This window comes from Nisaea sp. (genome assembly GCF_034670185.1).
Classification (GTDB): domain Bacteria; phylum Pseudomonadota; class Alphaproteobacteria; order Thalassobaculales; family Thalassobaculaceae; genus Nisaea.
Map to the genome: position 1 here is coordinate 128,500 of NZ_JAXMNY010000006.1, position 13,970 is coordinate 142,469.

Consider the following 13,970-nt stretch of genomic DNA (forward strand, 5'->3'; position numbering starts at 1 on the left):
CCCCTGTCGTTTTTCTTGGGTCTTTTGTTCAGTCTGTCGTGTTTATGGACCTCTTCACCACATTGATCGCACTTGGCGTCGCCGCTCTGGTGTTCGCCTATGCCTACTGGCAGGACAAACGCGAGCGGGAGCCGGGTCAGGTTAGCCTGATCCCCTATACGATGATCCAGATTTTGGCTGTCGTCACCTGCCTCGTGCTGTTGGCGCACTTGGTGACACTGATTTCGGGGGCGCCGTTCCGGGGACGGTTAGGCGGTTGATCCTCGAAAGTGGCGTCGGCGAAGGTGCTTGCGGGACACTCTCTATCGACGCATCCATTTGAACTGCGGAACTGTTTTCGGCGGTAATCCGCCCTACGCGGTATGTGCTGTTGTTGCAGCGAGGGACGCGGTTGCCGCGTCAGAATCATGGGTCGGGAGGTGTGCGATCACCTCCTCGATTGTGTACAGGGCTGTGTGTAAAACGTCGACGGGGATGGTCAGGGCCGGCAGAAGTTTGAGCACCTGACCGCCGGCACCGCATGTTTCGGCCATGACGTTGCGCGCGAACAGATCCCGTGACACCGCATCCGCCTTGCCGGCGCCGCGCAAGACCAGGCCGCGCATGAAGCCACGCCCGCGGACTTCCTCGATATGATCGGGGAAACGCTCCGCCATTGCCTGCAACCGCGCATCGAGGATCTCGATCTTGCCGGAAACCTCATTCCGGAAACGGTCGTCTTCCCAATATTGCAAGGCGGCGGAGGCGGAGACAAAGGCCAGGTTGTTGCCGCGAAAAGTTCCGTTGTGCTCACCGACCTGCCAGATATCGAATTCGGGTTCGATCAGAAGCAGAGCCATCGGCAATCCGATGCCGCTGATCGATTTGGAAAGGCAGATCAGGTCCGGGCGAACATCAAAGCTTTCAAAACTGAAGAACGTTCCGGTGCGCCCGCACCCAGCCTGAATATCGTCGACGATCAGCAGCGCGCCGCAGCGATCTGCAATGGTTCTCAGCCGGCGGAGCCAGGCGCAGGACGCCGCTCGCAAGCCGCCTTCGCCCTGAATGGTTTCAACCAGGATACAGGCGGGAGCGTCGATGCCGCTGCTGGGATCGTCCAGAGAGCGTTCCAGAAAGTCGAGACCATCTCCCGGCAGGTAGCCGTCGTAGGGCACCCTGATCACGTTGGACAAGAGATGCGCGGACGCGGCCCTGCTGTTGCGGTTGGACGTTGCTGACAAGGCTCCAAGAGTCATGCCGTGAAATCCGCCGGTAAAGGCCAGCACTGTCGACCGGCCGGTGACTTTTCGTGCCAGCTTGAGAGCGGCTTCCACGGCATTTGTGCCGGTCGGGCCGGTGAACATCACGCGATGCTGGAGCCCGCTCCTGTCGAGGATTATACGCTTGAAACGGCGCAGGAAATCGTCCTTCGCGCCGGTATGCAAGTCCATCGCCTGAACGACGCCGTCATCGCGCAGATAGTCCATCACCGCATTCTTCATGATGGGATTGTTGTGCCCGTAATTCAGGGCGCCGCATCCCATCAGCAGATCAACGACCCGGCGGCCATCCTCCGTGATCAGCTCGTGACCGACGGCCTTGGTGAAGATGGCGGGAAAGCTCCGGCAATAGCTGCGGACCTGTGATTCAGCGACTTCAAAAATATCGTTCATCGACCTTCCTCCTCAGGGATTTTCCGATGCGATGGCAGTTTTTCCTTTCGGCTTCACGGCGCGGAAATCCTGACCGATACAGAAGAACTCACCGCTCCCGGTCATTTCGAGACGTGGCACCTGCATGCTCAGTTCGAAATCCCGTGCCAGGAGTTTCGGCAGCCATTGGTCGCCTTTTGTCGACCATGGGCCGTAATGAAATTCTCCGAGGATCCATTCCGCATCCGAAAGCGCGGCCTGGGCCGGTTTCAGGCCGAATTCCCCTCCTTCGATGTCGAGCTTGAGACCGTAGCTGCTGGCCTCGCCGACGAGTTCGGTCAAGCCGATGGCATCGACCTGTGCGGTTGGTGCGTTCGTCAGAGTGATCACGGTGGAATTCATCATGCTTGTGGCGTCCGGTCCGTCTACCAGGCTGGCTATGGTGGCGGTCCCGGACTCGGCCGCGAGAACCTTGCCGATTGTCCGATAGCGGATTTGTCCGGCGTTGAGGCCAAGCGTCTCGCTCAAGGCCCGGAGATTGGCCGGGTTTGGCTCTACCGCGACGATGTCCGCGTCCGGATAGCAACTGTTCAGATAGAGCGACGACAGGCCGACAAACGCGCCGATATCGAAGATCGTGTCGACCTTTTGGGGCGCGTGCGCGTAGTTCTTGCGCAGGAAAACCTCGAACAGATTGGCATAGGCCATCCAGTCGGGCGGCATGTCGATCCGGTAGGGGCGGCCGTTAAGCGTGACGGCGAGGCGCTGGACGCGGAGGCGGAAATCGGCCGCCTGGCTCGCGGCCGCTGCGGCAACGGCAATGAGCCAGTCCCGTGTCTCGTCGTTGGCGGCGAGGGCCGGGATCTGGTCGGCGGGCTGGCTCAGCCCGCGCATCAATGCTTCCTGATCCTGCTGGACGACCATGCGCGCTTCCCGCAGTTGCCGCGTGTCCAGCCGGCCGATCTGCCGGAGGATGCCGTCGTCGCTGTCTCCCATTTCCGAGCGCTGTCCGTATTGGACCAGAGAGGCGGCGAGATCGCTTGCGGACATGCAGGCGGCGATCCGCCGGAACATGTCGTGGAAGCGCTTTGCCGGATGGGCCGGGTCCGCGCGGCAGAGGGTGCAGTCGCAGACCCAGCTCATCGGCTGGCGTTCCTCTTGCCGGTATCCTTGGCAAGCCCGGCAAGATCCGACGCAATTGCCTCGAACAGCTCGCGCCAGCTCCCGCTTCTCGTCTGCCGGTAGACGGTCGCCGACGGGAACCAGGGTGTGCGACTTCCTTCGAGACCCCAGCGCCAGTCCGGCATGGAGGGCGTCGCCACCCAGACCGGCACGCCCATCGCGCCTGCAAGGTTCGCGACGACGGTGTCGATCGTGATCACCAGATCGAGACCCGCAATTGCTGCCGCCGTATTCGCGAAACCCTTGATCCGGTCGCTCAGATCCTCGACCTCCATTCCCTCCGGTGGCGGCATCAGTTGGGCTGTTGGCGCGCCGAATTGCAGGCTGTAGAGACGCACGCCCGGAACGCTGGCGAGGGGGGCCATTTCGGCAAGCGAGGTGCTGCGGGATCCGCCCTCCCAGTGGGTGGCGGTGGTGGCCCAGACGATGCCCACTTTCAGCCCGTCGCCCGAAAGCTCCAGCGGAGCGGCGGCATGAAGATAGGGGCCATCCCACATTCTGCCGCGGGCGATACCGAAATGTGCCGTCAGCTCCGCCGTCTGCACATGGAAGTCGCAATCCGTGACCTCGGTCTCAAGGGGCAGTACGCGGGCGACCCCGGAGAGGGAGCGGAAAAGATCCACGAGACCGGGACGGCATTGCAATGTGATCTCGGTCCTGTAGGTGGCGGCCAGCATGGGCAGGAAGCGGGCGTAGAGGATGTCGTCGCCAAGCCCGCCGCCCCAGGCGACGATCCGGCGTCCTTCCAGCGGCTCGCCCTGCCAGCGCGGGATCGGGTAGAGCGGTGGGCCGAAGGCGTTGGCCTTGCAGCAATCGAGCAGCAATTGGCCGCCTTTCCTGACATCGCCTGCCAGCAGGTGAAGGCGAATAAGCAGGGCGGCCGAGGCCTCGCTGTGATCCTCCATCGCTTCCAGCCTGGCGATGGCATTGCCGTACTCTCCGCGCTGGGCGGCAATCATGGCGCCCAGCTGCTGGATCGGTTTGAAGCCCGCCGCATACGCGGCATCCGCGTGGCTGGCGGCAGCGTCCAGATTCCTGTCTTCGAATGCGGCATAGGCCAGTGCGGCATCGCGATTGCTCATGTCTGTTTCGCTCCCTTCCCGTGGCTTTGTCAGTGCAGATGCGGTCGGAGCGTGCGCTCCACCGTTTGCAGCAATGCGTCGGTCTGGCTTTGCAGAAAGAAATGATCGCCGGGGAACATCTCCACCTTCACCGGCGCGCTGGTGGTCTCCTGCCAGGCCTCCAGTCCGGCCTGATCGACCTCTTCATCCTGGTCGCCACCGAAGACCTGTATGGGGCAATTCAGTCTGGCCTGTGGGGCGCGCCGGTAGGTCTCGCTCATCTCGAAATCGCTCCGCAGCAGCGGCAGGATCATCGACAGCAGCTCTGGCTCTGCCAGCACGGAGGCGGGCGTGCCGTTGAGGCTGCGCAGCCGCTCGCAGAAACCTGTGTCGCACAGGTGATAGCTCTCGGGCCGGGAAAGAGGCAGGTGAGGCGCCCTCTGGCCGGAGACGATCAGTTGCGCCGGAGCGCGATGCTCCTCGGTCAGCGCGCGGGCCAGCTCGTAGGAGAGGAAAGCGCCCATGGAGTGCCCGAAAAACGCGACATTCCGGTCGAGATAGGGGCGGAGCCGTTCCAGCAGAACGGGCAGGAGTTGTTCAACCTGCCGGAAAGGCGTCTCGGCGATCCGGTCCTCACGTCCCGGAAGCTGGATGGCGCAGACCTCGATGCTGTCCGGCAGCGCGCGTCCCCAGTTCTTGAAGATGGAAGCGCCGCCGCCTGCATAGGGCAGGCAGAAGAGCCGGAGCCGTGCGGCAGGGGTCGGTTTCGAACAGCGGATCCAGGGATCGGTTTTTGCCGTTGCGTTCATTACGGTCTCCGGTGGTTTTCGAATGTCTGGGCGGCGTCGGGTGCAGCTGCAGGCTTCCGGGCGGCGGCGCTCAAGATCTTTTCGAGAAGCGCCGCATTGGCGCGGTAATGCGGATCGAGCAGCATGTCGCCGTGATCGCCGTGGCCGTCATACCGGTGAAAGCTGCCGCGGGTCATCTCCGCCCAAGCCGGTTTGCTGGCGATAAGGTTTCCCGCTTCGTCGCGATGCTCGTCATCGCCCGTGGGGCTGCTGATCAGGTGAATATCGGCGTTGATCGGCGCATCTTCGGTGATTGAGGAGAGGAAGGCGTAGTAGCGCCGGACGCGGCGCTGGATCTTGTCCCTCAGGATGCTGCTGGAGACGATTTCGGCCACGCCATCCGCTTCCAGAACGGCACTGGTCAGCCGGTCTGCCTCTTCTTCGGGAAAGTCAAAGCACCGCAGGAAACGCGAGGCGTCCAGCAGGACGATGGCGCTGACGGGCCTGCCGCGCCGCTCCAGCTCCCGTGCTACGTGAAAGGCGATATTGCCGCCGCCTGAATAGCCGAACAGCAGATGCGGGCCGTCCGGATCGTGCTCTGCGATCAGGTCCGCATAATCGCCGATCCGGGTTTCCGCCTCGATGAAGTTGAAGGCGTGGAGCGCGAACCCCGCGAGGTCTCCACCCAGACGGCCATAGCTGAGGGCATCCGTGGTGCCTGGCGGCAGGGCGAAGAGTGGTCGCCCGCCCGGCTCCGGGCTCAGCCGTACGCATGTTTGATCGACTGAAACATTGCCGAATTTGGCCGCATCCAGCACGGCTCCGGCCAGTTGGCGCACGGTTGGATGCGTGAAGATGGACGTCAGCGGCAGGGTGACGCCGAACTGTTTTTCCAACACCGAGACCATCTTCGCAGCCATCAGGCTATGCCCGCCGAGGGCGAAGAAGTCGTCATGCACGCCGATGGGCGAGAGGCCGAGAAGGTCTTCCCAGATTGTCGCGAGAGCGCCTTCCGTCTCGCCAGATGGCGGCTCGGATGCGGCATCATCCTTATCCGGTTGCGGGATTGGCGGCGGCAGCGCGGCGCGGTCGATCTTGCCGTTTGGGTTGAGCGGAAGTTTGTCGACCCGGGTCAGGTGGGTGGGCACCATGAAATCCGGCAGTGTCGCATGGAGATGCGCGCGCAGGGCGGTCTCGTCGATTGTCCCGGTCGCTGCCGCATAATGCGCGATCAGCACGCGCCGGTCTTCTTCGGTCGCCGCTTTGCCGGCATCCCAGGCATGCACGACCGCACTTGTGACGCCGGGAAATTGATGAAGCGCGACTTCAATCTCACCGGGCTCGATCCGGAATCCCCGAATCTTGAGCTGGTCGTCCATGCGGCCGAGGAACTCGATGGAACCGTCACTGCGCCAACAGGCCAGATCGCCGGTGCGGTAGAGCCGTTCCCCAGGGCGTTCCTCCGGGAGATCATGGCCAGCGAAGGGATTCGCGACAAAGCGTTCGGCCGTCAGGGCGGGGTCGTTCCAGTAGCCAAGGGCGAGGCCGTCGCCCCCGACATAAAGCTCCCCTGCCGCGCCGGGCGGCAGAATCCGCATTTCCGCGTCCAGGATATAGGCCGTCGAATTAGCTATCGGCGACCCGATGGGAATAGCGCCGCGATAGTCGCCCGGCTCGATCCGGAAGCAGCAGGAAAAGGTCGTGTTTTCGGTCGGGCCGTAGCCGTTCACAAGGCGGCAGGCGGGGAGCGCCTCCAGCGCTTTCTGGATATGCGGAACGGAGAGTGCCTCGCCGCCCACGAGGAGCTGTCGGAGTGGCTTCAGGCTCTGCGGATATTCGTCGATCATCACGTTGAACAACCCGCCGGTAAGCCAGAGCGTCGTGACACCCTCGCACGCGATCGTGTCTCCGAGATCGGCGAGGCTCTGCTTCCCGCGCGGCGCCAGGGCCAGCCGGGCGCCGTTCAGGAGGGGTCCCCAGATTTCGAGAGTGGCGGCGTCGAAAGAGATGGGCGCGTATTGCAGGAAGACCTGATCGGTGCCGAAGTCGGCGTAGTCCGAACCCTTAACCAGCCGGACAATCCCGCGCTGAGGCACGGCGACCGCTTTCGGCCGTCCGGTCGAGCCGGAGGTGTACATGACATAAGCGAGCCGGTCTCCGGCATCGGCGCCTGAAACCGGCGGAAGCGGGGTCACCGGCGCCCGCGCGATCTCGGCTCCGTCCCGGTCCAGCAGGATTCGGCAAATATCGCTTTCCGGCAGGTTTCCGGAAGCATCCATATGCGTGATGAGGGCCGATGCACCGGAATGCTCCAGCATGAAGCGGAGCCGGTCCGCCGGATAGCTTGGGTCAAGCGGAAGATAGGCCGCCCCGGCCTTCAGGATTCCCAGAAGTGCGACGATCAGCTCCGGCGAGCGGTCGAGGCAAACTGTGATCAGTGCGCCGTCGGCAATCTCTGCGGTGTCTTTCAGGTAATGCGCCAGACGGTTTGACCGCAGGTCCAACTCGCCATAGGTCAGGTTCCGTCCCTCGGAGCTGACCGCGACGTCGCCCGGATGGGCCGTGGCCTGCTCCAAGAACAGAGCGGCCACGGTGCTGTCGAGCGGATAGTCCCGTGACGTCCGATTGAAGCTTTGGATCAGTGCGGTGACGTCATCCGCGTCGCCGGTCTGGTCGATCAGGCTGAAGCTCGAAAGTTTCATATCCGTTCTCCCATGCGACGTTCTTGTGCGGTATCGGCCGCGATGGCTTCGGCGAAACGGTTCAGGGTTTGCAGATAGCGCTCGGCGGTCGCCGCCGAGAATAGGCCCGCGTCATATTCGAGGGTCAGCTCGAACCGGGGGCCGTGTTCCGCGGCCAGCAGCATCAGGTCGACCTTGGCGAACGGGAACGCGAGGTCGAGTTGTCTTGCCTCCGGCGCTTCCTCTTCATCTGGCGCGCCGGGTGGCTTGCCGCCTCTGACATTGACGTTGGCCGCGTTCTGATAGGCATAGATGACATTGACCGGGTCCCGGCCGGGCCCCGTAGTCCGGCCGCTGAGGATCAGGTCATAGGGATAATCCTGATGGTCCAGGGCGGCGGTGCTGGTTTCAGTCACCCGATCGAGTAATGTGTCGAAATCGAGCCCTGCCGAAACCCGCGTGCGCAGGGGCAAAAGGTTCACGAACGCGCCAAGCAGCGGCTCCAGCTCGGGCCTCCCCCGATTGGCGACGGCCATGCCGATACAGATGTCCTCCTGTTGCGTGAGCTGGAACAGGAAGAGCTTGAAGAGGGCGAGAAGGGCGTTGGCGGGCGTAGAGCCGCGTGAGCGAGAGAGCGCGCGCAGCGCCTCGCTGCATTCCTCCGAGAGTTCCAGACTGACCCGTTCGCCCTTCCGGTCCGTCCCCGCGTTTTGCGCGAGATCGTGCGGCAGGCGCAGTGGCCCCTCGAGACCGTCGAGCCGTGCTTTCCAGAAGCGGGCATCTTCGCTTCGGTCGCGCCCGTCCTGCAGAACGGCGTAGTCGCGGTACTGGATCTCCAACGGCGGAAGCGGGCTCCGCGCGCCGGATCTCGCGGCGTCGTAGAGCGTCAGGAGCTCGCGATAAAAGACCTGCATCGACCATCCGTCTCCGATGATGTGATGCATCACGAGCACGAAGACCGTGGGGCCGCCGTCCCGGGTAATCAGGGTGACGCGGAACAGCGGCGCCTGGTCGAGGGCGAAGCGCGTCCGGTTTTCCTCTGCGACGATGGCGCGCGTTTGCGCGTCGGCATCTTCCGCATCGCTCAGATCAACGGGTGTGAGCGGCACATCTATGACGTCCAGAACCTGCTGGCGCGGCTCGCCATCCACTTCGACGAAGACGGTGCGGAGAATTTCGTGCCGGTCGATCAGCTGTGCCAGCGCGCGGCGCAGGGCATCTGCGTCGATCTGCTGTTTCAGCTCGAAGGCAGCGGGCATGTTGTAACGGGCATCCCCGGCCAGCCTGTCTTCGAGCCAGAACCGCTTCTGAGCATGGGAGAGCGGATAGTTTTCCTGTTTCAGCGTGGCCCGGATCGGCTCGTAAGCTGCCGCACCACTGTTGCCGACATGCGGTGCCAGCGCGGCGATTGTGGGGTTCTTCAGCAACAGGCCGACGGGTAGTTGACGGCCGAAGGCCTGATTGATGCGGGCGACTACCTGCAGGGCTTTCAGGCTGTGTCCGCCGAGCGCGAAGAAGTCGTCGTCGGTGGCGATATTCTCGACGCCGAGAACCTCCCGCCAGATATCAACAAGGCGCCGTTCCACCTCGTTGGCCGGGGCCGCTCCCCCGCGATCGGGGGCGGTGCGGGATTCGGGCTTCGGCAGGGCTGCGTGGTCGGTCTTGCCGTTTCGTGTGAGGGGGATGCGCTCAATCGGGACGAAAATCGCCGGAACCATATATCCAGGCAGGCGCGCTGCCGACCAGTCCCTGATCTCCGGTATCGCCTCACTGTCTGCGACAACGTATGCGACGATCCGGCCTTCTTCTTGTTGTGCGATGACAGCGACCTGTCGGACGGCCGTATGCTGGCTCAGAGTCGCTTCGATCTCGCCGATTTCGATGCGGTAGCCGCGCAGCTTAACCTGTTTGTCCATGCGGCCGAGATATTCGAGGCTGCCATCCGCACGCCGCCGCGCGAGATCGCCGCTGCGGTACAGCCGCTGTGCGGTTCCTTCAATAGTGCGCTCGATAAAGCGCTCGGCAGTCAGCTCAGGACGGTTGAGATAGCCGCGCGCGAGCCCGGCTCCGCCGACATGGATCTCGCCGGTCACGCCGACCGGCACCGGCTCGCCGCGCCGGTCCATCAGATGCAGGTCAAGGTCCCGAAGCGGTGTCCCGATCAGGCTCGCCGTGCTGCTGCAATCCGCTTCGGTCAGCGGGCACCAGGTGACATGCACCGTGGTTTCGGTGATCCCGTACATATTGACCAGCCGGGGGCCCCGCTCGCCATAGAGCTTGAACCAGGGTTTCAGACCCGGCAGGTCCAGAGCCTCGCCGCCGAAAACAACGAGCCGGAGAGAAAGCGTCCGCCCGCGCTCGACGGCCTCCGGAATGAGGTGCCGGAAGGCAGAAGGCGTCTGGTTCAGAACCGTGACGCTCTCACTTTCCAGCAGGGTGTGAAAGGCGGTGGGATCACGCCTCACCTCATCGGGAACCACGATCAGGTGCCCGCCATGCAGCAGCGCCCCCCAGATCTCCCAGACGGAGAAATCAAAGGCGACGGAATGAAACATGGTCCAGACGTCGTCCGCCGAGAAAGCACAGTCCGGCTGGGTTGCGTCGAACAGACGCAGCACATTTGCGTGGCTGACCATGACGCCCTTGGGCTGGCCGGTGGAGCCTGACGTATAGATCACGTAAGCCATATCATCCGGTTGCGCCGGTATCCTGGCGCACGGCGGAGATGTGTCATCGACCTCCGCCGGATCGTCCAGATAAAGGCGGGGTCCTTCCCATGCGGAACGGTCTTCCGCGAGCGCCCGTTCCGTGACCAGAGCGATTGCACCAGCGTCTTTCAGCATGAAATCAACGCGCGCGGACGGTGTCGCCGGGTCTATCGGCAGATAGGCGGCGCCAGACTTCACGATGCCGAGCAGGCCGGCAATGAGATCGTTGGATCGCTCCGCAAGCAGGCCGACCAGCCGGTCCGGCCCTGCGCCCAAAGCGGAAAGGCGCCGGGCTATATCGTCGGCGCGCGCATCGAGTTCTGCATAGGTCAGCGTCTCGCCGGCGCAGGTGACGGCGGGGCGGCCCGCGTGTCGCGCGACCTGCGCGGCGAAGCGTTCGGTCAGGGTATCGGCGACGGGCAGGTGGCAGCGTGCGCGTCCTGCCTCCCAGAGAGCCTTGCACTCAGCCTCGCTGACGATGCCGATCCTATCCAGCGGCTGATCCGAATCCGCCTCGATCAGGCCGCGCAGCGTGGTGCTCAGAAAGGCGAAGATCCGGCCTATATCGTCTGTCGTGAATTGTCCTCCGTCGTAGCCGACACGCAGGCGAATCTCGTCGCCATAGGCTGCCGCGATGAGGGTGAGCGGGTAGTTGGTATGGTCGATGGCGCGGCCGCCGGAGAATTCGGCCCCCCCGCCTTCGTCCGTGCCTTCGCCAGTAGGCAGATCTGGATCGAGCGGATAATTTTCGAAGACGAGCAGACTGTCGAACAGGGGCGTGCCGGGCGACACCGCGCTGTCCCGCTGGATCTCGGCCAGGGGCACGAAGCCGAACCGGCTGTTTTCCTGATGCTGCGTCTGCAGTGTGTCCAGCCAGACGCCGACCGGGCAATCCACGGTCGAAACCCGCATCGGCACCGTGTTGATGAAGAGGCCGACCATGTCCTCGATCCCGGTGAGGTCGATATCGCGGCCGGACAGGGTGACGCCGAAAACAGTATCGCTCTCGGCACTGGTCCGGCTCAGCACCAGTGCCCAGCCCGCATTGAAGAGGGTGTTCAGCGTCAGGTGGCGCTGGCGCGCGGTCTCGATCAAGGCGCGGCCGAGCGCGGGCTCGAAGGTGAAGGTTTTTTCGCTCGGCTGCGCGTTTGCGGAACCATCAGGCGCCTTTGTCCGTGCACCCGGCAGCGGTGTGGGTGCGCCGAAATCTTCTATAACGTCTCGCCAGTGGGTGCGGGCTGCCGCGTGATCCTGTTCCTGCAGCCAGGCGATGTAGCGTTCGTAGGGCGGAGCCGGAGGGAGGTCGGTCGAGCGGGAGCCATAGAGCAGCATCAAGTCCCGGAAGAGTATCGGCAGGCTCCAGCCGTCCAGCAGCATGTGATGGAGGCCCAGCACAAACTGCCAGTTATCGTCTTCCAGCTGGATCAGCAGGCAGCGCAGCAGCGGCGGGCACGTCAGGGCGAAACCGGCGCTGCGTTCTTCGGCGAGAAGCCGTTCCAGCGCGTCGGTTTGCTCCTCCTCGTCCAGATCGCGCCAGTCCAGATCCCGCCAGGGGAGAGTGACATCACGCCGGACGAACTGCAGAGGCTCCCCGCCATCCAGCCAGAGCGCGGTGCGCAGGATCGGATGGCGCTCCACCAGCGCATCCCACGCCGCGCGGAAAGCTTCTGGGTTGAACGGGCTGGCGATCTTCCAGGTCAGTTGCTCGAAATAGACAGACCCGCCCGGCTCGTCGGCGAGGCTGTGGAAGGCCATGCCCTGTTGCATCGGGCTTAGCGGATAGAGCGCCGCCACGCCGCGCCCCTGCTGTGCCGCGAGCCGGTCGAGCCGGTCCTGCGCGACGGGGACGAGCGGGAAATCGCTTGCCGTGTAACCGCAGGCCGCTTCGTCGCGGCATAGGTCCACGAGGGAGCGCAAGGCGTCCTCGAAGCCTTGCGCCAGACTCTCCATTGTTTCCGGCCGGTACTGATGGCTGCTGTAGCTCAGCGAGACAGTCAGGGAGCCGTCCGATACCAGCCCGTTGATATCGATTGCGTGCGGCCGCGTTCCGTCGAGGCATTGGCTCTCGCCAGCGCCTTCCTCCGCGACAGAGAACAACCCGGCGCCCGCGTCGGTCTCGAACTGGCCAAGATAGTTAAAGGCGATCTCCGCTTCCGGATAATCCTCTGGCGGGTCCTCCGGAAGATAGCGCCCGATGCCATAGGCCAGCCCCTCACCAGGCACCGCGCGGAGTTGTTCTTTCACCGCCATCAGGCAGGCGGCGAGATCGTGTCGGTCGGGCAGGCTCAGGCGCACCGGGTAAATTGCCGTGAACCAGCCGACCGCCTCGCTCAGATCCGGCGCACCCGGCCGCTCCGGACGCCCATGTCTTTCGAGCGCGATGGGCCAGTCGCTGCGTCCGGTCCAGTCGGCCAGCGCCAGCGCCAGCGCCGTCAGCAGCAGGTCGTTGATCCGTGTGCCGTAAGCGCGCGGGGCCTGTTCAAGAAGAGCGGCGGTCGTCTCCCGGTCGAAGGCGATCCGGACATGCTCTGTACTGTCCCAGCGTGCCGCTCCCTCCGGATCGTCTTTCGGCAAGGGCGGTGTCGTCTCCCAACCACGCCAGTAGACAGTCTCTTCGGTGTTCTCCTGTGTGCCGGCGAGGCTCTGGAGATAATGCGCCCAGTCCGGGAAAGAGGCCGGGACCGGCTCAAGGAATATGTCGGCGCCCTGCCGGATCTGTGCGAAGGCATTATCGAGATCGCCCAGCAGGATGCGCCAGGACACGCCGTCGACCGCGAGATGATGGATGCACCAGAGCAGGCGCTGGCCCGCTGTCAGCTCGAACAGGACGAGTCGCATGACCGGGCCGCTTTCCAGATCGAGGCTGCGTTGCCAATGGGTCGCGCGCTCGGCAAGGACATCAGCCTGTGCCTCGATCGGCAAGTCGCGGAGATCTTCTTCGTAGACCGGCAGGTCCCCGTCGATCCAGGCGGGCTCTTGCTGCCAGCCTTCGGCACTTTGCCGGAACCGGAGGCGCAGTCCGGCGTGCCGCGCGATGATCGCGCTGGCCGCGGCTTGCAGTTCTTCTGTCGAGATCCGTTCGTTCGGCTGCAGCAGAAGCGCCTGATTGAAATGCGACAGATCGGCCAGATCCCAGGAAAAGAACCAGGACTGAACGGGCGTCAGCGGCGCCGGTCCGGCCGGTTTGGTCGTCGCCGCTTCTGCGGACGGCTCTACCGACGTCACGTGGGGGGCAAGGGCAGCGACCGTCTGATGCTTGAAAATATCCCGCACCGCTAGCCGGAGCCCGGCTGCCCGCGCCTGTGCAACGATCTGGATGCTAAGGATCGAATCCCCGCCGAGCTCGAAGAAATTGTCGTTTCGGCCGACCCGCTCGCGTCCGAGCACACTGCCCCAGATCGCAGCAAGCGCTATTTCCCGATCTGTTCGGGGTGCTTCGTAGGTTTGTGCAATGGGCGCCATCTCGGGCACGGGGAGCGCTTTGCGGTCGAGCTTGCCTGTGACCGTCAGAGGCAAGGCGTCGAGGACGATGATCTCAGACGGCACCATGTAGCTCGGGAGGGCGGTGTGGAGCTCCCGGCGGAGGGCTGTGCCGTCAAGGTCTGTGCCTGTGACATAGGCGACGATGCGGCGGTGTTCTCCCTCGCCCGCGAGGAGTGTGACGGCCTCCTCGACAGCGGGCTGGGCACGCAACGCGGCCTCGATCTCTCCGAGCTCGATGCGGAAGCCGCGGAGTTTGATCTGGTGATCGGTGCGGCCGAGATAGTCGATGGCGCCAGACCGGTTCCATCTGCAGAGATCGCCTGTGCGGTAGAGCCGCCCGAGGGTCGGGTGGATGACGAAGCGCTCTTCGGTCAGGTCCGGCTGTGCGAGATACCCGTCCGCGAGGCCGTCGCCGCCGAGATGCAGCTCTCCCGCG

General features: G+C 64.0%; 7 protein-coding genes and 1 pseudogene. 1 reads left to right on the forward strand and 7 read right to left on the reverse strand.

Annotated elements, in window-relative coordinates; genetic code table 11:
- Nucleotides 1-38 precede the first annotated feature (38 nt).
- Nucleotides 39-260, forward strand: coding sequence for a hypothetical protein (locus VOI22_RS20495; RefSeq protein ID WP_323798309.1), 222 nt, complete (start codon nucleotides 39-41; stop codon nucleotides 258-260).
- Between the two features lie 93 nt (nucleotides 261-353).
- Here the strand turns inward: VOI22_RS20495 and ectB are convergent, their stop codons facing one another.
- From ectB to VOI22_RS21145, 7 genes and pseudogenes are all read right to left on the reverse strand, one after another.
- On the reverse strand, nucleotides 354-1,652 hold the full coding sequence (ectB, locus tag VOI22_RS20500; protein ID WP_323798310.1) for a diaminobutyrate--2-oxoglutarate transaminase: 1,299 nt from the start codon (nucleotides 1,650-1,652) through the stop codon (nucleotides 354-356).
- 12 nt (nucleotides 1,653-1,664) lie between these two features.
- Nucleotides 1,665-2,774 (reverse strand): FkbM family methyltransferase, encoded by a 1,110-nt coding sequence (locus tag VOI22_RS20505; RefSeq protein WP_323798311.1) that lies wholly within the window; start codon nucleotides 2,772-2,774, stop codon nucleotides 1,665-1,667.
- Entirely contained in the window at nucleotides 2,771-3,895 is a 1,125-nt protein-coding gene (locus VOI22_RS20510; protein ID WP_323798312.1) for a hypothetical protein, read from the reverse strand. The genes VOI22_RS20505 and VOI22_RS20510 overlap by 4 nt, the downstream gene beginning before the upstream one ends.
- A gap of 29 nt (nucleotides 3,896-3,924) precedes the next feature.
- The gene (locus VOI22_RS20515; RefSeq protein WP_323798313.1) at nucleotides 3,925-4,683 is read right to left on the reverse strand and encodes a thioesterase II family protein; all 759 of its coding nucleotides are present in this window, start codon (nucleotides 4,681-4,683) and stop codon (nucleotides 3,925-3,927) included.
- Entirely contained in the window at nucleotides 4,683-7,364 is a 2,682-nt protein-coding gene (locus VOI22_RS20520; RefSeq protein ID WP_323798314.1) for an amino acid adenylation domain-containing protein, read from the reverse strand. Before VOI22_RS20520 ends, VOI22_RS20515 begins: the two co-directional genes overlap by 1 nt.
- Nucleotides 7,361-13,600: a non-ribosomal peptide synthetase gene (locus VOI22_RS20525; protein ID WP_323798315.1), complete on the reverse strand. Its 6,240-nt coding sequence runs from the start codon at nucleotides 13,598-13,600 to the stop codon at nucleotides 7,361-7,363. The genes VOI22_RS20520 and VOI22_RS20525 overlap by 4 nt, the downstream gene beginning before the upstream one ends.
- A gap of 3 nt (nucleotides 13,601-13,603) precedes the next feature.
- A pseudogene (locus VOI22_RS21145) lies at nucleotides 13,604-13,744 on the reverse strand (hypothetical protein); the annotation flags it as partial.
- Between the last annotated feature and the right edge of the window lie 226 nt (nucleotides 13,745-13,970).